Below are 20,406 nucleotides of genomic sequence, written 5' to 3'. Positions count from 1 at the left end.
CATGCTGACGCCATCATGCGTCGTCGCGAGCCGGGGGGACGTTGCGCCACGCTCCCTGCACGCAAGCAACCCATACCGATGCGCACGCAACCAGGTTGGCAGTCCAGCCCATGCGTGGCGGCGCTTTTGGCGTTGCGGGCGTCCGCCAACGCACAGTCGCTGCGCAGGACGGCAGCGATCCTTAGAACCTCGCAGCGCGACCGCTGTCGAAACCCGATTACCCACACGTACAGGCCGTGCAAGCGTCAAGTTATACTTGTCCGTCCTTTTTCCTTTGACGCTGCCACGCGCTTCCGACCGCAACACACTCTATGCGAAAGAACCTGAAAAATATCGGCCTTATCGCCGCGGGCCTGGCTACCGGCGTTTTTGCAACCCTGCAACTCAGCGCCTCGGCCCAGCAACCCGCATCGGCGGCCACGCCCTTGCCGCTCGACCAGTTGCGCCTCTTCGCCGAAGTCTTCGGGCAAATCAAGCATGAGTATGTGGAGCCCGTCGACGACAAGAAGCTGCTGACGGCCGCGATCAAGGGCATGGTGTCGAGCCTCGATCCGCACTCGTCGTATCTCGACAAGACCGACTACGAAGAACTACAGGAGCAGACCAAGGGCCGCTTCGCGGGCCTCGGCATCGAAATTTCGCAGGAAGACGGCCTCATCAAGGTCATCTCGCCGATCGAGGACACGCCCGCGTTTCGTGCCGGCATCCGTCCGGGCGACCTGATCACCCGCATCAACGACAAGCCCGTGCGCGGCATGACGCTGGACAAGGCCGTCAAGCAGATGCGTGGCGACCCGGGCACGAAGGTCACGCTGACCATCTTCCGCAAGACCGACGACCGCACGTTCCCGCTTACCGTCACGCGCGCGATCATCAAGGTCCAGAGCGTGAAGTCGAAGATCCTCGCGCCGGGCTATGCCTATGTCCGCATCACGAGCTTCCAGGAACGCACGGTGCCCGACCTCGCAGCCAAGCTGCAGGACATTGCGCGCCAGCAGCCTAACCTGAAGGGCCTGATCCTCGACCTGCGCAACAACGGCGGCGGTCTGCTGCAAAGCGCCGTGGGCGTCGCGGGCGCGTTCCTGCCGCCGGATTCCGTCGTCGTGTCGACCAACGGCCAGATTCCGGACTCGAAGCAGGTCTATCGCGACACCTACGACAACTATCGTCTGCCGTCCTTCGACACCGATCCGCTGAAGAACCTGCCGTCCATCTTCAAGACCGTGCCGATGATCGTGCTGACCAACGCGTACTCGGCGTCGGCGTCGGAAATCGTCGCGGGTGCGCTGCAGGATCAGCATCGCGCGCTGATCGTCGGCAAGACGACGTTCGGCAAGGGCTCGGTGCAGACCGTGCGTCCCATGACAGCAGATTCGGCGCTGCGCCTGACCACCGCGTACTACTACACGCCGAGCGGCCGTTCGATCCAGAACAAGGGGATCCGCCCCGACGTCGCAGTGGATCAATACGCAGACGGCGATCCGGACGACGCACTCGTCACGCGCGAAGTCGACTACTCGAATCACCTTGCGAACACGCAAGACCCGAACGAGAAGAAGGAACAGGAGCAGCGCGAACAGGAGCGCATGGACCAGTTGCGCCTGCTCGAAGAGCAGAACGACAAGAAGACGCCGGAACAGAAGCAGAAGGATCGCGATCGCAAGCCGGTCGAGTTCGGTTCCAACGACGACTTCATGCTGCAACAAGGTCTGAACAAGCTCGAAGGCAAGCCGGTGCAGGAGTCGAAGTCGCTGATGGAGCGGCGTCTCGCGCAGAACAAGCCGGCGCAATCGGCTTCGGCGCCCGTCGCTGTGAAGCCCGCGCTGCCTGCCACGCCGACGGCGTCGAACCCGGCCGCGCCCGCTTCGGCGACGCAGCCCGCTTCGCAACCGGCAGTTCCGGCGAAGTAAGCGTCTTGGCTGTCCCAGTGTCTTCGCGGCCCACGTTGCCGCGAAGACACTTTCCTCCGCGCGATTAGAATAACGAGAACCTCGCGCCGTCTCTCTTCACAGCCAGCGCGACATCAACGATACACGCCGCGCCCCGCCATGAACGACGATCAACTCCTGCGCTATTCCCGTCACATCCTCGTCGATGAACTCGGCATCGAGGCTCAGCAACGCTTTCTCGACGCGCACGCCATCGTAGTCGGCGCGGGCGGTCTCGGCTCGCCGGCGGCGATGTATCTGGCGGCGGCGGGCGTTGGCAGGCTGACGCTGGTCGATGCCGATACCGTCGATCTCACCAATCTGCAGCGGCAGATCCTGCATGTGACGAAGTCGGTTGGCCGGTTGAAGGTCGAGTCGGGACGCGACGCGATCGCGCAACTGAATCCGGAAGTGGTGGTGAACGCCGTGGCCGAACGCGTCGACGACGCATGGCTGGACGGCAACGTGCCGCGGGCGACGGTCGTACTCGACTGCACGGACAACTTCGCGACGCGTCACGCGATCAACCGCGCGTGTGTGACGCACGGCGTGCCGCTGGTATCGGGCGCGGCGCTGCGCTTCGACGGCCAGATCAGCACGTTCGATTTCCGCAGCGAAGCGTCGCCGTGCTACGCGTGCGTGTTTCCGGAAGATCAGCCGTTCGAGGAAGTCGCGTGCTCGACGATGGGCGTGTTCGCGCCGACCGTCGGCATTATCGGTGCGATGCAGGCGGCGGAAGCGCTGCGTGTGATCGCGGGCATCGGCGAGCCGCTGGTGGGCCGCCTGATGATGCTCGATTCGCTAAGGATGGAGTGGAACACGATGCGCATCGCGCGCCAGCCGGATTGCCCGGTGTGCGGCGAGCGGCATGGTTCGTAACGCCCCACCACTCGCCGAAAGGTAGAACGCGTCAGGCCTGCGCGATGCGGTCCAGCGCCGACTGCACCTCTTCAGGTTCGAACGCCGCGAGCACGTCCGCCACCGGCTTTTCGAGCGCCTTCAGATGCGCGCGCAGAACCTCCTGCTTCACCAGCAGCACCTGGCTCGGATGCATCGAGAACTCCGTCAGACCCATGCCGAGCAAGAGACGTGTGAGCGTCGGGTCGCCGGCCATCTCGCCACAGATCGACACCGGCACGCCCGCGCGCTTCGCCTCGCGCAGCGTGAACGCGATCAGATGCAGCACCGCGGGATGCAGCGGATCGTACAGATGCGCGACCGCGTTGTCGGCGCGGTCGATGGCAAGCGTGTACTGGATCAGGTCGTTCGTGCCTATCGACAGGAAATCGAGCCGCTTCAGAAATAGCGGCAACGCGATCGCTGCGGCCGGAATTTCGATCATCGCGCCGACGCGCACGTTCGGATCGTACGCGAGGCCCGCGTCGTCGAGCTGACGCTTGGCTTCCTGGATCAGGTCGAGCGTCTGGTCGATCTCGCGCGCGTGCGCGAGCATCGGGATCAGGATCTTCACCGTACCGAACGCCGACGCGCGCAAGATCGCGCGCAGCTGCGTGAGGAACATATGCGGCTCGGACAGGCTCCAGCGGATCGCGCGCAGGCCCAGCGCCGGGTTGGGCGCCGTCTCGTACTCGTCGCCGATCGAATCGAGCGGCTTGTCCGCGCCGACGTCGATCGTGCGGATCGTCACGGGCATGCCGTTCATCAGTTCGACGGCACGCCGGTACGCGGCGAACTGCTCTTCCTCTTCCGGCATCCCGTCCTTCTGGTTCATGAACAGGAACTCGGTGCGGAACAGGCCGATGCCCGTCGCGCCCGCGTCGAGCGCGGCCTGCGCGTCGTCGGGCAGCTCGATGTTCGCGCACAGGTCGATGCGCGTGCCGCACACCGTTTGTGTGGGCGAAAACTTCAGGCGCTGCAGCTTGCGCGCTTCCAGCGCCTTCTCGCTCTGCCGGTATGAATACTCTTCGAGCACGATAGGCGCCGGATCGACGATCACGATGCCATGATCGCCGTCGACGATGATGAGATCGTCCTGACGGATCAGCGCGCTCGCATGCTGCACGCCGACCGTCGCGGGAATGCCGAGGCTGCGCGCGACGATCGCCGTATGCGACGTGCGGCCGCCGAGATCCGTGACGAAGCCCTGGAAGGTTTGCCCCTTGAACTGCATCATGTCGGCGGGTGCAATGTCGTGCGCGACCACGATCATTTCGTCGCAGCGTCCGTGAATGCCGTTGACGAGCCCGCCCGTTGCGCCCGCGAGCGCCTTCAGCACGCGCTCGACGACCTGCTCGATGTCGGCCTTGCGCTCGCGCAGGTATTCGTCTTCCACTTCGTCGAAATGACGGGTGAGGCGTTCGAGCTGCTCGGTCAGCGCCCACTCGACGTTGTAGCGGCGCGTGCGGATGAGGTCGATGGTTTCCTGAACGAGCATTGCATCGTTCAGGATCATGGTATGGACGTCGATGAAGGCGCCCATTTCGGAGGGCGCGTCGGCGGCGAGGTCGGCACGCAGCTCGTCGAGCTCCCGATGCACGAGCGCCTGGGCCGTGCGAAAACGCTCCACCTCGCCCTCGATCTGGGTGGGCTCGATCAGATAGTGGTCGACGTCCAGTGCAGCCGGGGCGATCAGATATGCCCGCCCGATGGCGATACCGCGTGACACGGGAATTCCATGCAGCGTGAACGACACGCGCACCTCCTCTAGTTGTGTGATGCCGCGGCAAACCGCTGCAATGCTCTCAGACCCCGACGGTCATTATAAATTCCGCACCGCAGATCGGTGCTGTGCAGCGCAGCATCGAATGTCGCAGCAAGCAGTCAGCAGGAAGCAGTAAGGCGCGCGCAATCCGGCGGACCAAAAGAAAAACGCCGCGACATCGCGCGGCGTCTTGCATGCAGAACGAATGCGGCAGCGGATTTTTTATTGTCCTTCGCCGAATTTGTCGGCGATCAGCTGGAGCAGCGCATCCATGGCATCTTTCTCGTCGGCGCCTTCCGTTTCGATCACCACCGTACTGCCGATTCCCGCCGCCAGCATCATCACGCCCATGATGCTCTTCGCGTTGATCCGCCGTCCGTTGCGGCTCATCCAGATTTCCGACTGAAAATTGGCGGCGAGTTGCGTGAGTTTGGCCGACGCGCGTGCGTGCAGCCCCAGCTTGTTCACGATAGTCGTTTCCTGTTGCAGCATGTGTTGGTCCGATGCGCGGGTGTTGATGTTATCGAGGTAAAGCAGAAATCTTGTGGGCGGTGCTCAGGTGACGTTCCCGCCGCAGCCCGTGTCGCCGCCTGCCTTGCAGCTTTCGACGAGCACCTTGTCCGGCGGCGCGACGGGGAGGCAGTCGTCGGTGTTCGCGACGGCACAGGCGGCCGCCGCCTGCGTCGCCGCTCCGACAGCGTGGACGCCCTTGGTCGCGCCCGCCAGCGCCTTGTCGACGAGCACGTCGAGCGGCGTTGCGCGATAGCAGACGGCGCGCACGAGCATCGGCAGATTGACGCCTGCCAGCACGCGCACATCGGGAATCGACGCAAGCCGGCCCGCGATGTTCGCCGGCGTCGCGCCGAACATGTCCGTCAGCACGAGCGCGCCGTTTTCTTCCCTGAGCCTGTCGATCTCCGCATGCGCGAACGCCACGACCTGGGCGGGATCGCAATCCGCCGACACGTCAATGACGCCGATGCGAGCGGGCAAGCCGCCGTAAATATGAGAGACACACTCGCGAAGCGCGGAGGCGAAGGGAGCGTGCGCAATGATCAGAATGCCTGCCATGTCAGCCTTGCTGCAGAAAACCGCCCGAAAATCGCGGCCATGCTTGCGTTGCGCTGTCTGGCTGCCGAAACAACGGCGCAGACGCGGCGAACGGCACAGCAGGCCATCGAACTCGCCTGAGATCCGACCGCCAAGGGGCCGGATCGCGTGGGCCCTCGCGGGCCGCTTTCAGGGGAGCGGGCATTGTATCAGCCTCATTTTCGCGCTTTCGGCCTTTTCTCGCTTGGCTGGCGGACAGCGCGACGTCCAGAACAGAACATGGCGGCGGACCCGCGCCGCTTCAACCGACGGCCTTCTCTAGCGCGTCGATGAACATCGCCGCCACATCGAAGCCCGTCTGATCCATGATCTCGCGGAAACATGTCGGGCTCGTCACGTTCACTTCCGTCAGCCAGTCGCCGATCGCGTCCAGTCCGACCAGCAGCAGGCCGCGCGACTTCAGCACCGGGCCGAGCGTTTCGGCGATCTCGCGGTCGCGCGCCGTCAGCGGCTGCGCGACGCCCAGGCCGCCCGCCGCGAGGTTGCCGCGCACCTCGTTGCCCTGCGGAATGCGTGCGAGCGAGTACGGCACCGGCTCGCCGCCGATCAGCAGAATGCGCTTGTCGCCCGTCTTGATCTCGGGGATGAACTTCTGCGCCATCACCGAACGCGCGCCGTCGTGGCTCAGCATCTCGACGATCGAGCCGAGATTCATGCCGTCCGCCTTCACGCGAAACACGCCCATGCCGCCCATGCCGTCGAGCGGCTTCAGGATCACGTCGCCATGCTCGGCGTGGAAAGCGCGCAAACGCGCGGGATCGCGTGTGACGAGCGTGGGCGCGACGAACTGCGGAAACTCGCCGATCGCCATCTTTTCCGAGTGATCGCGAATCGCCTGCGGCTTGTTGAAGATGCGTGCGCCGGCGCGCTCGGCCAGTTCGAGCAGCCATGTCGACGTCACGTATTCCATGTCGAACGGCGGGTCCTTGCGCATCAGCACGGCGCCAAAGCCCGTCAGCGCGCGCGGCTCGACGGGTTGCGCTTCGAACCACAGGTCGCGATGCCCGTCCGACTGGTCGCCGACGATCTCGAAGCGGTACACGTTCGCCTCGACGCCGCTGCCCGTCCACGCCAGATGCTGCGGCTCGCATGCGTACAGCGTATGACCGCGCTTCGCGGCCTCGGCCATCATCGCGTAGGTCGAATCCTTGTAGATCTTGAAGCGGGAAAGCGGGTCGGCGATGAAGAGAATGTCCATGGAGTTCCTGAGGCGCCCTCGCGGGCCACACGTTGTTCGTTATAGCGTACGGCGGACGCGCTGACGCCGCACATCCGCCTGCAAATGCTGCCGCGTTCGACGCGGCGGGAGCGTCAGCCTACCGCGAGCGAGCTGTACGCGCTTGCGGGGTGTCTGTCCAAGATCGGGCCCGATCAGACCTGGATGGCCTCGGGATCGGTCTTCTCCAGTTCCACCGACGCCGCCAGCAGCCCCAGCCGCCCCACCACGCCGTACATGTAGAAGCGGTTCGGCGGCGCGGCGCCCGGCTTCGCGTGGGCATCCGGCAGGGCCGTGTGCTCGAAGCCGAGCGGCACGAAATGCATGCCTGGCGCGTTCAGGTTCTGGTCGCGTTCGCGGCTGCCGTGCACACGGTAGAAGCCGCCCACCACATACCGGTCGATCATGTACACGACGGGCTCGGCCACCTCCTCGCCGATGCGCTCGAACGTGTAGACGCCTTCCTGCACGATCATGTCGTGCACGTCGAGGCCTTCCTTCGTGGTGGACATCCGGGTGCGCTCGCGCTTGGTGAGCGCGGCCACTTCCGACGCGTCGTGCACCGTCATCACGCCCATTCCGTACGTGCCCGCGTCTGACTTGATGACGACATACGGCCGCTCCGAAATACCGTACTCGCGATACTTTTTGGCGATTTTCTTCAGCACGCCGTCGATCGCGTCGGCGAGCGCTTCCTCACCCGTGCGCGCCTCGAAATCGACGCCTTCGACATGCGCGAAATACGGATTGATCATCCACGGGTCGATCTCGACCATCTTCGCGAACTTCTTCGCGACGTCGTCATAGCACGAAAAGTGCGTGGATTTGCGGCGCACGGCCCAGCCCGCGTGTAGCGGCGGCAGCAGGTACTGCTCGTGCAGATTTTCGAGCACGGGCGGAATGCCGCCCGACAGATCGTTGTTCAGCAGAATCGAGCAGGGATCGAAATTCTTCAGTCCGATGCGGCGCGCGGAGCGCTCCAGCGGCTCCAGCACGATTTTCTGGCCGTCCGACAGCGCGATCGTGACAGGCCCGACGATGCTTTCGTCGAGCGTGCCGAAACGCACGTTCAGGCCCGCCTGACGCATGATCGTGGCGAGCCGCGCGACGTTCTCCAGGTAAAACGCATTGCGCGTGTGACGCTCGGGAATCACGAGCAGGTTCTTGGCGTCCGGGCAGATCTTCTCGATCGACGCCATCGCCGCCTGCACGGCGAGCGGCAGCGTTTCCTGCGGCAGGTTGTTGAACGCGCCGGGGAACAGGTTGGTATCGACGGGCGCGAGCTTGAAACCGGCGTTACGCAGATCGACCGAGCAATAGAACGGCGGCGTGTGCTCCTGCCATTCGAGACGGAACCAGCGTTCGATCGCGGGCGTGGCGTCGAGGATCTTCCGCTCGAGATCGAGCAGCGGGCCGTTTAACGCCGTGACTAAATGCGGAACCATTGATCACTCGCAGACTGGAGAAAAAAGATTGTAGAGCAAATGCTTTGTCCATTTGGGGGCGCTTTCTCCATTCGCAAGTTATGGGTGGATGCATTCTCCCTATAGGAACGATAGCCGGAAAATCTGCTGTTTGTGAGACAAGATGATTGCGGTGGTCTGCGACGCTGGGATGGGTTTGCTTGGGATTGTTGCGGGCGTCTGCGCCTTGTTTTTGGTGTGCCGGGGATTGTTGCAGGCATCCGCGAATTGTTAGCGTGCTTCAGGCGTTGCCCCTGTGCGGGGCGGCACCTACTTTTCTTTGCCGCCGCAAAGAAAAGTAGGCAAAAGAAAGCGGCTCACACCGCCAGTGCTTGACGTCTGCCCACGGGCCCCCGGCGGCCCCGCCCCGTACGCGGCCGCATCCTTCTCGATGCCCGTTGCCAGCGCTCTCATTGAACGCCTCACCCGCTCCACACTCCCGCGTCCGCCAGATGCGCGATCAAGTCGCCCACGCTCTATAGCGGCAAACTGTGTGTAGGTTTTCGCGGCGGATGCGCGCCACTCCGGACGAAAAGCGAGGTCTGTGTCGTAAGAGCGCCGACGTGTGAAGCGTCACGACCTACACACAGTTTGCCACCTGGGCGGCAGTGACCATTCGCTGCCACTGGTTGCCCTACGGTTGCCTGAAGTGGGTGAGGCATTTGTTCGACGCGCTGGCAGCGGGCATCGAGAAGGATGCGGCCGCATACGGGACGGGGCCGCCGGGGGCCCGTGGGCAGACGTCAAGCACTGGCGGTGTGAGCCGCTTTCTTTTGCCTACTTTTCTTTGCGGCGGCAAAGAAAAGTAGGTGCCGCCCCGCACAGGGGCAACGCCTGAAGCACGCTAACAATTCGCGGATGCCAGCGAAGCGCGAATACCAGCAAACCGCGGATACCAGCGAAGCGCAAATACCAGCACAGCAGCAAAAAGACCAGAAAAAAGCCCGCCATGAAGGCGGGCCAAAGTCGCTGTGCTTATACCTTTCGAATCCCCGTTGCCGGGGAAAACCGGCCTTGCCAGACGTGTTACTCGACGTGTTCGCCGTGCAGAATCACGTCCAGACCTTCGCGTTCTTCTTCTTCCGTCACGCGCAGGCCAATCGTCACGTCGATGATCTTCAGCAGGATGAAGCTGATCACGCCGCTATACACCAGCGTAGTCACGACACCCTTCAGCTGCAGCAGCACGCTGCCATCCGCGCCGCCGATGTCCTTGACAGCGAATACGCCCGTCAGGATCGCGCCAACAATACCGCCGATGCAGTGCACGCCAAACGCGTCGAGCGAATCGTCGTAACCCATCTTGTGCTTGAGCCACGTAGCCGACCAGAAGCACACCACGCCTGCAATCAGACCAATGGCGAGCGCGCCGCCCACGCCAACGAAGCCCGAAGCCGGCGTAATCGCAACCAGACCTGCCACTGCGCCTGACACGATGCCGAGCACCGACGGCTTACCCTTCGCGATCCATTCGGCGAACATCCAGCCGAGTGCGGCGATAGCCGTTGCAACCTGCGTCGTCAGCATCGCGAAACCGGCACGGCCGTCAGCCGCCACTGCCGAACCCGCGTTGAAGCCAAACCAGCCCACCCACAGCATCGAACCGCCGATCATCGTCAGCACGAGGTTGTGCGGCGCCATCGAGTCCTTGCCGTAACCCGTACGCTTGCCGAGCACGAGACAGCAGACGAGACCCGCGATACCCGCGTTGATGTGCACCACCGTGCCGCCCGCGAAATCGAGGATGCCCGCCGTCGCCAGCCAGCCCGTCGGTTCCCAGACCATGTGCGCGATCGGCGAGTAGACGATGATCGACCACAGCGTCATGAAAATCAGCATCGCGGAGAACTTCATACGGTCGGCGAATGCGCCCGTAATCAGTGCCGGCGTGATGATCGCGAACGTCATCTGATAGACGAAGTAGACCGATTCCGGAATGGTCGGCGCGAGGTGGCTGACCGTCAGGGTCGTCGCCTTGTCGCCCTTGATGAAGGCCATGCCGTGCAGCATCACGCGCGAGAAGCCGCCGAGGAACGAGCCGCCCGGCGTGAACGCAAGGCTGTAGCCGACCACGGTCCAGATCACCGTCACGATGCAGGTGATCGCGAAGCTCTGCATCACCGTCGCAAGCACGTTCTTCTTGCGGACCATGCCGGCATAGAAGAGCGCGAGACCGGGGATCGTCATGAACAGAACGAGGGCCGTCGAGGTCAGCATCCAGGCGGTGTCGCCCGAGCTGATCTTCGACGAATCAACCGAGAACGGCGCAGTCGGCGCAGCAGGCGCCGCGTCCGACGCGGCAGCCGCTGCCGATGCGTCAGCGGGCGCGCTGGCGGCGGGTGCGGCCGAAGCGTCGGCGGCAGGGGCGCTCGCAGCGGCATCCGACGCAGCAGGCGCGCTCGCCGTCGTGTCCGGGGCGGAAGCCGCGGCGGGAGCCGACGCGTCGTCCGCGAGGGCAGCGCCGATGCCGACCGTCAGCAGCGAGCCGGCCATCAGCAGGGACATCAATAATTTACGCATCTTCAGTTTCCTCTTGTCGCTGTTTTTTACAGTGCGTCCGCGCCGGTCTCGCCGGTGCGAATCCGAATCACCTGTTCGATCGGCGTGACGAAGATCTTCCCGTCACCGATCTTGCCCGTACGTGCCGCGCGCTCCAGAGCTTCGATCGCCTGGTCGACGATGTCGTCCGACACCGCAGCCTCGATCTTCACCTTCGGCAGAAAGTCGACGACGTACTCGGCTCCCCGATACAACTCCGTGTGGCCCTTCTGACGACCAAACCCTTTGACTTCCGTCACCGTGATCCCCGAGACGCCGATCGCCGACAGGGCTTCGCGCGCCTCATCGAGCTTGAAAGGCTTGATGATTGCGGTAATGAGTTTCATGAAATCCTCGCTGTAGTGACTCAACCCGTTTGCGTGACTTGCATTTTCCTTGCGCCCTGCTTTCGGCAACTCCCCCGAAACCCCTAGCAATGGCGCTTCTCCTGACGGCGTCCCGCCGGTGCGCGGGGCAGTAACAGCAACGTCCATGCCATGTTTGTGGCAGACTCCCGCCGGCGCTTGTGGCACAAGGCTTTGCGCGTTTTCTTGTCCGGATGGCCAGTTCAGGCCGGGCACGCTGGCGCGCTATCGGGATCGTTGCTAGAGTGTTTGCAGGCTTGGACAACAGGCGTGCGCACCAAAGGCGCCCATGCTGTAGCGGGCGACAGGGGAACATGCACCAGAAACGATCATTCAGTGTTACGAGGCACGCGCGTAACATCACATGCACATTTTTTGTGCAATTAAGGGGAATGAAATGAAACAACCAAACGACGTCTTCAATGACTTTCAGGCCAAGGTTTCCGAGTTGTTCAAAAACTCGCCGGCCAAAGATGTCGAACGCAATGTGCGCGCAATGCTGTCGCAAGGCTTTTCGAAGCTCGACCTGGTGACGCGCGAGGAATTCGACACGCAGACGCAGGTGCTCGTGCGCACCCGCGCGCGGCTCGAGGAACTGGAGCGGCGCGTCGCCGAACTCGAGCAGAAGCTGCCCGTGAGCCAATCGTCCTGAGCACGCCCGTCTGATCTGCACATCACAGGCAAGCGGCCCGTGACGTCATTAGCGCTTTAAGGTGAACGCGCCCTGCGGGCGCGTCGGGACGGGAGACAACATGTCGCTTGCCGTGGTGCGCAGTCGCGCGCCGGCCGCTGGCCGCGCGCCCGAAGTTACCGTCGAGGTTCACCTCGCCAACGGACTTCCCTCTTTTTCCATCGTCGGACTGCCCGATCTCGAAGTGCGCGAGAGCCGCGAGCGCGTGCGCGCCGCGTTGCTCAATTGCGGTCTCGATTTTCCTGTGCGCCGGATCACGGTCAATCTGGCGCCCGCCGATCTTCCGAAGGAATCCGGCCGTTTCGATCTGCCAATCGCGCTCGGCATTCTCGCCGCCAGCGGGCAGATCCCCGTTGAGTCGCTTGCGAATCGGGAATTTGCGGGAGAGCTCTCGCTGACAGGCGCGTTGCGTCCGATGCGTGGCGCGTTCGCAATGGCGTGCGGCACGGCGCGCGGCCATCAGTCGTATCCCGAAGCTTCGCCCGGTACGCCGGAAGACGCTGCGAGCGGCCGCACGCCGGAACTCTACTTGCCGCTCGCTAGCGCAAAAGAGGCGGCGCTCGTACCCGGCGTCGCTGTGTATGGCGCGGCCGATCTGCCGTCGCTATGCGCGCATCTGGCGGGCGACGCGGACGCGCGGCTCTACCCGGTCGAGGCGGCGACCTTATCCGACGATGCGCGGGTCGCGCCACCCGATATGGCCGACGTCATCGGTCAGCGTGGCGCCCGGCGCGCGCTCGAGGTCGCGGCGGCGGGCGGCCACCATATGCTGATGATCGGCCCGCCAGGCGCGGGCAAGTCGATGCTCGCGGCGCGCCTGCCTGGCGTGTTGCCGTCGATGACCGACGACGAAGCGCTGACCTCCGCTGCGCTGCTCTCGGCGAGCGCGATTGGATTCACGCCTGCGCAGTGGCGGCAAAGGCCGTTTCGCGCGCCGCACCATTCGTCGAGCGCCGCGGCGCTGGTGGGCGGACGCAATCCGCCGCAGCCGGGCGAGATCACGCTCGCGCATCTCGGCGTGCTGTTTCTCGACGAACTCCCGGAATTCGACCGGCACGTGCTCGAAAATCTGCGCGAGCCGCTGGAGAACGGCCGCATCACGATTTCGCGCGCCGCACTCCAGGCCGACTTTCCAGCCGCATGCCAGCTGATCGCCGCGATGAACCCGTGTCCGTGCGGCTGGCGCGGGGATCCGGGCGGGCGCTGCCGGTGCACACCGGAAGTGGCCGCGCGCTACATGCGCAAGCTGTCCGGGCCGCTGCTGGATCGCATTGATATCCAGATCGAGATTCCTGCGTTGTCACCAGCGGAACTGTCGGCCCGTTCGACGGCTTCCGGGGAATCAAGCGCGCCGATCGCGCAACGGGTCGAGGCGGCGCGCGAGCGCCAGCTCCAGCGGCAAGGCAAAACGAACCGCGAACTCAGCGGCCGGGAGGTCGATGCCGTCTGCCGGCCCGACAACGATGGCGAACGTCTGCTGCGCGAAGCGGGCGAGCGCTTCGGCTGGTCAGCGCGCGCTTACTACCGCGTCCTGAAAGTGGCGAGAACCATCGCCGACCTGGCCGGCCAGGATGTCCCGAACGCGGCGCAAGTCTCCGAGGCGGTCCAGTATCGGCGGGCATTCGGCGCTCAGTAAAAGCTGCGGGCGACAAAAAATGCATGTCAAGACTTGACTTATGCACATTTACGGCTGCGCGACAGATTTTGATACAACTGAAAGCCTGTTGTGAGACATTCGCCGAACGCCCTTGATTTTATTGGTTTTTTCAAAATGCCAAGATTCAGGGCAAAGTGGCAAACTGCCCGTCCGATGGGCATTTGCGGCCTACCGCACAGAGTTACTAACAAAGTTATCCACAGATCCTGTGGGTAACAAAAAAAGTCCCGTGTAAACGCGAGATTAGCGAACTTTTCTGCGAACAAACATTCACTCTGTCGGGCGAGCGCCGCCCTGCTGTATGACCCCAAATCAGTAAAGTTTGAACGATCCGAAGAATTGCTCAACTTGTTCCGGAGGCGGTTCCTTGCTCGCAATGACGGCCGCCTGGTACACATGCCGCCCCTTCGCGACCAGGCGCGCGTGCATGATCCGCGCTTCCTGTTTCGGCCCCGCCTTGCCGCTGAACGTCATTTCCAGCCCCGGCACCTGACCGCCCGCCGCGAGCGGGATCGACGCCACGTGGGCATCGGGCGGCGAGCCCAGATTGTGAGCGAGGCCCGAGCGCAGGTAGTCGAGCGCGGTGCGCTGCACCTGCGGGTCGTCGCTCGGCAGCATCACGGTGCCCACCGCGAACACTGCGTGGTCCGCCTCGGCAATCTGCATCGACATATTCATCGGCGTGCCGCCGATGTCGATCTGCCGCTGGTCGGTCGTCGGCTTGGCGGGCAGGTCGACGGTGTAGCCGTTGTCGTTGTTCATGATCGTGCGCCAGTCGTAGGTCGGCGAACAGGCGGCCAGCAGCCAGCCTGTCGACGCGGCGACGACGGCCGTTGCCAGCAGCGGACGGAAGGGGACGGACAACCAACGGAGAGCGGAACGGAGCATGACGCGGCGAATGGAATCCATGAGGCGGAAAGCATCATTATCGGACGTTATTCGCGGCTTAACCGCGCCGCCAACTGCGTCACAAGATTGCCGGTACAATATGAGACAGTATCCGGGGCGCCCGTTTCCGTTGCTGTTCTCGCAGCCGTCAAGCGCCTCAAGACGTGTGTTCCACGCGTTCCCCGAGGTCTGTTCATGAGCCAAACCAACGTTTCCCGGCGTTCGAGCCCGATTCGCTACATCGCTGCCGCCGTCGTCGCAGGCGCGATCGCCGTTGCGGGCTACTTCGCGTTCGGCAGCCAGCAGCACGTGCCCGACGCGACGTTCACGCTGCTGTCCGGCCAGAAGGTGTCGACGGCAGATCTGAAAGGCAAGGTGTATCTCGTCAACTTCTGGGCGACGAGTTGCGACACCTGCATGAAGGAAATGCCGCAGATGGTCCAGACCTACAACCGCTTCAAGGACAAGGGGCTCGAGTTCGTCGCGGTCGCGATGAGCTACGACGCGCCGATGTACGTGACCAATTACACGGAAACGCGCCGCCTGCCGTTCAAGGTCGCGATGGACGACGGAACGGCTGCGAAACAGTTCGGCAACGTCCAGCTCACGCCGACCACGTTCGTGATCGACCGGAACGGCAAGGTGCTGAAGCGCTATGTCGGCGAGCCGCAGTTCGCGGAACTCGATCAGTTGCTGGCCAAGGCGCTCGGCACGACCTGATCGCCTGGACGTCTCTCTTCTGCGGCGGGCGTCGCGCTGAAATCTTCACAGCGCACCCGCCGCCAGCAGCACCTCACTCCCGCTTCGTCTCTCGCTTCACCCCCGCCTCACCTCTCGCTTTCCCCACGCGCCGCCAGGCCATAGCGCTTGATCTTCTCGTAGAGCGTCGCCTTGCCGACCTGCAGCCTGTCCGCCGCCACCGCGACCGCGCCGCCCGTCTGCTCCAGCGCCTCGGCGATCACCGCCCGCTCGAACTGCTCGACGCGTTCCTTCAAAGGCTGCGTGATCGACGTCAGCGCATCGTCGGCGGGAGCCGCGACGGTATCGTCCCCGACGCCGAGCACGAAGCGATCCGCCGCGTTGCGCAACTCGCGCACATTGCCGGGCCATTCGCGCTGCATCAGGTTCGTGCGCTGACGATCGGTGAGAATCGGCGCGGGACGCTGATAACGCACCGCCGCGTCGAGCAGAAAATGCTCGAATAGCGGCACGATGTCTTCGCGCCGTTCCGACAGCGGCGGCAACGCGATCGTCACCACGTTGAGCCGGTACAGCAGATCGCGGCGGAAAGTGCCCGAGGCGACATGGTCGGTCATGTCGCCCTTCGCTGCCGCGACAATGCGGCAATCGACGCGTATCGGCTGGTTCGATCCGAGCCGCTCCAGCACGCCATCCTGCAACACGCGCAGCAGCTTGACCTGTAGCGCGAGCGGCATGCTTTCGATTTCGTCGAGAAAAAGCGTGCCGCCCGAAGCGTGCTCCAGCTTGCCGATGCGCCGCTTCGCCGCGCCCGTAAACGCGCCCGGCTCATAGCCGAACATCTCCGATTCGAACATCGGCTCCGGCAGCGCGCCGCAGTTGACCGCGAGAAACGGTTTGTCCCGGCGCGGCGACAGCTCATGCAGGCTGCGTGCGATCAGTTCCTTGCCGGCGCCCGTATCGCCGTTGATCAGCACCGACGCATCCGTCGGCGCGACGTTCGCGATCAGCTTGCGCACCTGCTCGATGGCGAGACTGCGCCCGATGATGCGCGGCGCGAGCGTCCCCTGTTCCGCCAGTTCGCGGCGCAGCGCGAGGTTTTCGAGCACCAGCGTGCGGCGCTCCAGCGCGCGGCGCACGGTCTCGATCAGCCGCTCGGAAGGGAACGGCTTTTCGATGAAGTCGTACGCACCGTCGCGCATCGCCTGCACGGCCATCGAAATATCGCCGTGACCCGTGACGAGAATGATGGGCACGTCGGGCGCGCGCTCGCGGCATTGCGCGAGCAGATCGAGGCCGCTTGCGCCCGGCAGCCGGATATCGCTGACGATCACGCCGGAAAACTCCGCGTTGATCAGCTTCGCCGCCGATTCCACCGACGCATGCCCGACCACGTCGAACCCTGCGAGTTGCAGGCTTTGCACGCTCGCGCGCCGCACGAGTTCGTCGTCTTCGATATAGAGGACCTGCCAGCCCTTGTTCATTGTGTTTCCCACGCCTTGAATACGCTTTGAATCACGGGCCCGTCGTGACGGAGCGCGCGATGTCGGTTGCCTGCGCCCGCGCGCGGCGCAGCGTCAGCATGAACTCGGCACCGCCTTGCGCGTTGTTGCGCGCGACGAGCGAGCCGCCGCAATCGCGTGCAATCGACGAACAGATCGCCAGACCCAGCCCCAGCCCCTGACCCATTTCCTTCGTCGTGAAGAACGGCTCGAACAGGCGCGGCAGCACGTCCTCGGGAATGCCCGGGCCATTGTCGCTCACGACGATCGCGAGCGATTCCTGCGAGGTTTGCACGTCGATCGCGATGCGCGGCGCGGGCGTGCCCGCCACCGCGTCGAGCGCGTTGCCGAGCAGATTGATCAGCACCTGTTCGAGCCGCAGATCATCGCAATGCGCGACGAGCTTCGGATCGTCGCTTTCGAGATTGAAGCGCACGGCCGCCGCGCCCTCCTCGATCAACGATACCTCGACCGTCACGCCCTGCAAGCGTTTCTGCAGCAGCGCCAACACATTGCGCAATGCGCGCGCCACGCCTGCGCGCGCATTGCGAGGCCGCGCACGGCCGACGAAGAGCTTCAGTTGATTCGTGATCTTGCCCATGCGCTCGGTGAGCGCGGCGATCGCTTCGAGGTTCTCCTTCGCCGATTCATGGTCGCCGCGTTCGAGAAACACGCGCGTGTTGTCGGAGAAGCCGCGCAATGCGGCAAGCGGCTGGTTCAGCTCATGCGTGATGCCCGCCGCCATCTGGCCGAGCGCGGCGAGCTTGCTCGCCTGAATCAGTTCGTCGTGCGCGGCGCGCAACTCCTGTTCGGCGCGCGTGCGTTCGCTCACTTCCTTCGTCAGTTGCTCGTTCGCCTGCGACAGGTCGGCCGTGCGCTCGGCCACGCGCTGGTTGAGTTCCGCATACGCCTTCTGCAATAGCGCGCGGCTGCGCATCACTTCACGCACGCGCGCGCGGCGCATGCGCCAGTAGAACAGCAGCAGACACAGCGAGACATAGCCGAAGCCCGTCACGATCGTCGCGTAACGCGCGTCGGCGTTGACGGGATCGATCGGCGCCATGGTAATGAGACGCCAGTCCGGCTCGCCGAGCATGCGCTGCGACGCCAGAAAACGCGGCGCCGCATAGTTCCCGGTGCGCCCGCCGCCGATCCGCACGATCTGCGCGCCGCCTTCGAGGGTGCGCACCACCGACATCGGCAGCGGCGCGATGGGCTGGCGCGCGTACTGGCGCGTGTCGAAGATCGACGCTATCACGTCGCTGGTGAGCGGCTTGACCGTGTGATACTTCCACGCAGGCACCGACGACAGAAAGATCACGCCGTGATCGTCGGTGACGATGAGCGGCTCCGACGCGTCCGCGCCCTGGAACCATTCGAGATTCAGTTTGACCACGGCCACGCCGACGATCTTGCCGTCGCGGCGCACCGGTTGCGAGATGTAGTAGCCCGGATCGAGCGAAGTCGTGCCGATGCCGAAGAAGCGCCCAACGTTGCCCTTCACCGCTTCGACGAAATACGGCCGGAACAGATACTCCTGGCCGATGAAGCTGTCGGGTTGATTCCAGTTGCTCGCCGCCACGCAACGGCCCGTGGCCGTGACGATGTACGCGACATTCGCACGGGCGCGGCGATTGAGGTCTTCCAGATATTGATTGGCGCGCGCGACATTGTCCGCATCCGGCGACGCGAGCGCGTCCTGCACGATGGGATGTTCGCCGAGCAGATAGGGCAGCGACTCATAGCGTTCGAGCGTGCTCTTGAGGGCGGCTGTGGTGCGATCGGCGCGCACGGCGGCGTTGCGCCGCAGCGTATCGATGCCGTGCTGCCACGTGATGGTCCATGTGAGTCCGCAGGCCGCCACGAGCCCGGCGACGAGCGCGAACAGGATCAACAGGCGGCGCGTCACGATGGCGGGTGTCGTTCGATGAGGATCGCCTATTGTGGCATATCGCTCCTCATCGCCGAACGCGTCGAACTCGTCGAGCGCTTCGGCTGCCGCACGCGCTTGCGTCTGCGCGGACGGCGCCTGCGTTGCATGCGGCGCCGCGCCATGTTGCCGCGGCGCCGCTTTCATGGCTCAGACCTCAGCCGCTTCGCTGACCGACACATCGCGGCGCATTTCGTTGCGCAGCTTCGTACGGTCCAGTTCCTTTTCCCAGGCCGACACGACGATCGTCGCCACGCCGTTGCCGACGATGTTCGTCAGTGCGCGGCACTCGCTCATGAAGCGGTCGATGCCGAGAATCAGCACCATGCCCGACAGCGGAATGGTCGGCACGACGGCGAGCGTCGCAGCGAGCGTGATGAAGCCTGCGCCCGTCACACCGCTTGCGCCCTTCGACGTCAGCATCGTCACCGCGAGCAGCGTCAGCTGCTGGCCCCACGAGAGGTCGGTGTTGGTTGCCTGCGCGATGAAGAGCACGGCCATCGTCATGTAGATGTTCGTGCCGTCGAGGTTGAACGAGTATCCCGTCGGCACGACGAGGCCCACCACCGAGCGCGAGCAGCCGAGCTTTTCGAGCTTCAGCATCAGTTGCGGCAAGGCTGCTTCCGACGAGCTCGTGCCCAGCACGATCAGCATTTCTTCCTTGATGTACGCGACGAAGCGAAGGATGTTGAAGCCCACGACACGCGCGATGAGGCCGAGCACCACGACCACGAACACGATCGAGGTCAGATAGAACGTGCCGATCAGCTTGAGCATCGGCACCAGCGAGCCGATGCCGTACTTGCCGATCGTGAACGCCATCGCGCCGAACGCGCCGATCGGCGCCAGCTTCGTGATGATCTTCACGATGCCGAACAGGATGTGCGACAGGCTTTCGATGAAGCTCACCACCGGCTTGCCCTTGTCGCCCGCCGTTGCCAGCACCGCGCCGAACAGCAGCGCGATCAGCAGGATCTGCAGGATTTCACCCTGCGCGAACGCCGACGACAGCGTGTCCGGAATGATGTGCATGAAGAAATCGACGGTCGTCTGACCGTGCGCCTTCGCGGCGTACGACGCGACAGCCTTGCCGTCGAGCGTGGCGGGGTCGATGTTGAAGCCGACACCCGGCTTCAGCAGGTGCGTGGCCGCGAGGCCGAGCACGAGCGCGAACGTCGACACGATTTCGAAGTACAGCAGCGCCTTGCCGCCGACGCGCCCGACCTTCTTCATGTCTTCCATGCCCGCGATGCCCGTCACCACGGTGCAGAAGATGATCGGGCCGATCACCATCTTGATGAGCTTGATGAACCCGTCGCCGAGCGGCTTCATGTCGGTGGCGAGCGCGGGATAGAAATGCCCCAGGGCAATGCCGACGATGATCGCGAAGATCACCTGCACATAGAGGACTTTATAAAAGGGTTTCTTCACGATGGTGTTCCTGCAATGGAGTAAAGCTGGGTGGACCGAAGGCCGGCCACGCATCACATGGGACGAATGCGTCGACATGCGTCATGCGGTGGCAAAGCCGCCGGAACGACGAAATGACGACGAAATCAGAGGGACCAGAACAGGAACTCAGGCATCGTTGTCTCCATGCTTATTTATGGACGGGCCATTGCGGCCGCGCTTTCTTTTTGCAAGGTCGATGCCAGCGCGCAAAACATGCTTAGCGCGTTGATTTTTAAGACACTTTGGAAGCGCCGACGGACGCCGTCTTCCGGGTTTCCGGAAATCCGGAATCCGGGCGTCCGGAA

At 63.9% G+C, this 20,406-nt stretch carries 16 protein-coding genes; 5 read left to right on the top strand and 11 right to left on the bottom strand.

Annotated features, from left to right (window positions below; translation table 11 throughout):
* Positions 1-311: 311 nt before the first annotated feature.
* Complete coding sequence (locus C2L66_RS01510) at positions 312-1,910, top strand: S41 family peptidase (RefSeq protein WP_054929610.1); 1,599 nt, start codon at positions 312-314, stop codon at positions 1,908-1,910.
* 138 nt (positions 1,911-2,048) lie between these two features.
* Complete coding sequence (locus C2L66_RS01505) at positions 2,049-2,807, top strand: HesA/MoeB/ThiF family protein (RefSeq protein WP_054929609.1); 759 nt, start codon at positions 2,049-2,051, stop codon at positions 2,805-2,807.
* A gap of 31 nt (positions 2,808-2,838) precedes the next feature.
* Here C2L66_RS01505 and ptsP read toward each other — a convergent pair whose 3' ends face one another.
* The 7 genes from ptsP to C2L66_RS01470 all read right to left on the bottom strand — a co-directional run bounded on the left by ptsP (position 2,839) and on the right by C2L66_RS01470 (position 11,264).
* Positions 2,839-4,581, bottom strand: coding sequence for a phosphoenolpyruvate--protein phosphotransferase (ptsP, locus tag C2L66_RS01500; RefSeq protein ID WP_054929635.1), 1,743 nt, complete (start codon positions 4,579-4,581; stop codon positions 2,839-2,841).
* Positions 4,582-4,812: 231 nt separating this feature from the next.
* Positions 4,813-5,082 (bottom strand): HPr family phosphocarrier protein, encoded by a 270-nt coding sequence (locus tag C2L66_RS01495; protein WP_035986843.1) that lies wholly within the window; start codon positions 5,080-5,082, stop codon positions 4,813-4,815.
* 63 nt (positions 5,083-5,145) lie between these two features.
* On the bottom strand, positions 5,146-5,661 hold the full coding sequence (locus tag C2L66_RS01490; RefSeq protein ID WP_054929608.1) for a PTS sugar transporter subunit IIA: 516 nt from the start codon (positions 5,659-5,661) through the stop codon (positions 5,146-5,148).
* Positions 5,662-5,941: 280 nt separating this feature from the next.
* Entirely contained in the window at positions 5,942-6,898 is a 957-nt protein-coding gene (gshB, locus tag C2L66_RS01485; RefSeq protein WP_054929607.1) for a glutathione synthase, read from the bottom strand.
* 173 nt (positions 6,899-7,071) lie between these two features.
* A complete protein-coding gene (gshA, locus tag C2L66_RS01480; RefSeq protein WP_035986848.1) occupies positions 7,072-8,361 on the bottom strand; it encodes a glutamate--cysteine ligase in 1,290 nt (429 codons plus the stop codon).
* A gap of 1,044 nt (positions 8,362-9,405) precedes the next feature.
* Positions 9,406-10,899, bottom strand: a complete 1,494-nt coding sequence (locus tag C2L66_RS01475; protein ID WP_054929606.1) for an ammonium transporter — start codon at positions 10,897-10,899, stop codon at positions 9,406-9,408.
* Between the two features lie 26 nt (positions 10,900-10,925).
* Complete coding sequence (locus tag C2L66_RS01470) at positions 10,926-11,264, bottom strand: P-II family nitrogen regulator (protein ID WP_006048089.1); 339 nt, start codon at positions 11,262-11,264, stop codon at positions 10,926-10,928.
* A gap of 415 nt (positions 11,265-11,679) precedes the next feature.
* Here C2L66_RS01470 and C2L66_RS01465 point away from each other — a divergent pair, with 415 nt between their 5' ends.
* The gene (locus C2L66_RS01465; protein ID WP_007577719.1) at positions 11,680-11,934 is read left to right on the top strand and encodes an accessory factor UbiK family protein; all 255 of its coding nucleotides are present in this window, start codon (positions 11,680-11,682) and stop codon (positions 11,932-11,934) included.
* Positions 11,935-12,034: 100 nt separating this feature from the next.
* Complete coding sequence (locus C2L66_RS01460) at positions 12,035-13,609, top strand: YifB family Mg chelatase-like AAA ATPase (protein WP_054929634.1); 1,575 nt, start codon at positions 12,035-12,037, stop codon at positions 13,607-13,609.
* 333 nt (positions 13,610-13,942) lie between these two features.
* Here the strand turns inward: C2L66_RS01460 and C2L66_RS01455 are convergent, their stop codons facing one another.
* Positions 13,943-14,518: a hypothetical protein gene (locus tag C2L66_RS01455; RefSeq protein WP_060599323.1), complete on the bottom strand. Its 576-nt coding sequence runs from the start codon at positions 14,516-14,518 to the stop codon at positions 13,943-13,945.
* 195 nt (positions 14,519-14,713) lie between these two features.
* On the opposite strand from C2L66_RS01455, the gene C2L66_RS01450 reads away from it, so the two are divergent.
* On the top strand, positions 14,714-15,238 hold the full coding sequence (locus C2L66_RS01450; protein ID WP_035986852.1) for a TlpA disulfide reductase family protein: 525 nt from the start codon (positions 14,714-14,716) through the stop codon (positions 15,236-15,238).
* A gap of 107 nt (positions 15,239-15,345) precedes the next feature.
* Here the strand turns inward: C2L66_RS01450 and C2L66_RS01445 are convergent, their stop codons facing one another.
* From C2L66_RS01445 to C2L66_RS01435, 3 genes are read right to left on the bottom strand one after another with little or no spacing between them, the layout of a single operon-like run.
* A complete protein-coding gene (locus C2L66_RS01445) occupies positions 15,346-16,701 on the bottom strand; it encodes a sigma-54-dependent transcriptional regulator (protein ID WP_054929604.1) in 1,356 nt (451 codons plus the stop codon).
* Between the two features lie 31 nt (positions 16,702-16,732).
* Complete coding sequence (locus tag C2L66_RS01440; protein ID WP_060599324.1) at positions 16,733-18,796, bottom strand: sensor histidine kinase; 2,064 nt, start codon at positions 18,794-18,796, stop codon at positions 16,733-16,735.
* Between the two features lie 3 nt (positions 18,797-18,799).
* Positions 18,800-20,080, bottom strand: a complete 1,281-nt coding sequence (locus tag C2L66_RS01435; protein WP_054929602.1) for a dicarboxylate/amino acid:cation symporter — start codon at positions 20,078-20,080, stop codon at positions 18,800-18,802.
* Positions 20,081-20,406 lie beyond the last annotated feature (326 nt).

It is taken from the genome of Paraburkholderia caribensis (assembly GCF_002902945.1).
GTDB lineage: Bacteria > Pseudomonadota > Gammaproteobacteria > Burkholderiales > Burkholderiaceae > Paraburkholderia > Paraburkholderia caribensis.
The sequence above is the reverse complement of the archived record's forward strand: the minus strand, read 5'-3'. Positions and strand labels throughout refer to the sequence as shown.

Excerpts from the sequence above, each read along its gene's own strand:
- C2L66_RS01460 (WP_054929634.1), top strand. The coding sequence starts at position 12,035 with ATGTCGCTTGCCGTGGTGCGCAGTCGCGCGCCGGCCGCTGGCCGCGCG.
- C2L66_RS01440 (WP_060599324.1), bottom strand. The coding sequence starts at position 18,796 with ATGAAAGCGGCGCCGCGGCAACATGGCGCGGCGCCGCATGCAACGCAG.
- gshB (WP_054929607.1), bottom strand. The coding sequence starts at position 6,898 with ATGGACATTCTCTTCATCGCCGACCCGCTTTCCCGCTTCAAGATCTAC.
- C2L66_RS01505 (WP_054929609.1), top strand. The coding sequence starts at position 2,049 with ATGAACGACGATCAACTCCTGCGCTATTCCCGTCACATCCTCGTCGAT.
- C2L66_RS01450 (WP_035986852.1), top strand. The coding sequence starts at position 14,714 with ATGAGCCAAACCAACGTTTCCCGGCGTTCGAGCCCGATTCGCTACATC.
- C2L66_RS01490 (WP_054929608.1), bottom strand. The coding sequence starts at position 5,661 with ATGGCAGGCATTCTGATCATTGCGCACGCTCCCTTCGCCTCCGCGCTT.
- C2L66_RS01475 (WP_054929606.1), bottom strand. The coding sequence starts at position 10,899 with ATGCGTAAATTATTGATGTCCCTGCTGATGGCCGGCTCGCTGCTGACG.
- C2L66_RS01495 (WP_035986843.1), bottom strand. The coding sequence starts at position 5,082 with ATGCTGCAACAGGAAACGACTATCGTGAACAAGCTGGGGCTGCACGCA.
- C2L66_RS01470 (WP_006048089.1), bottom strand. The coding sequence starts at position 11,264 with ATGAAACTCATTACCGCAATCATCAAGCCTTTCAAGCTCGATGAGGCG.
- C2L66_RS01445 (WP_054929604.1), bottom strand. The coding sequence starts at position 16,701 with ATGAACAAGGGCTGGCAGGTCCTCTATATCGAAGACGACGAACTCGTG.
- C2L66_RS01455 (WP_060599323.1), bottom strand. The coding sequence starts at position 14,518 with ATGCTCCGTTCCGCTCTCCGTTGGTTGTCCGTCCCCTTCCGTCCGCTG.
- C2L66_RS01510 (WP_054929610.1), top strand. The coding sequence starts at position 312 with ATGCGAAAGAACCTGAAAAATATCGGCCTTATCGCCGCGGGCCTGGCT.
- C2L66_RS01465 (WP_007577719.1), top strand. The coding sequence starts at position 11,680 with ATGAAACAACCAAACGACGTCTTCAATGACTTTCAGGCCAAGGTTTCC.
- gshA (WP_035986848.1), bottom strand. The coding sequence starts at position 8,361 with ATGGTTCCGCATTTAGTCACGGCGTTAAACGGCCCGCTGCTCGATCTC.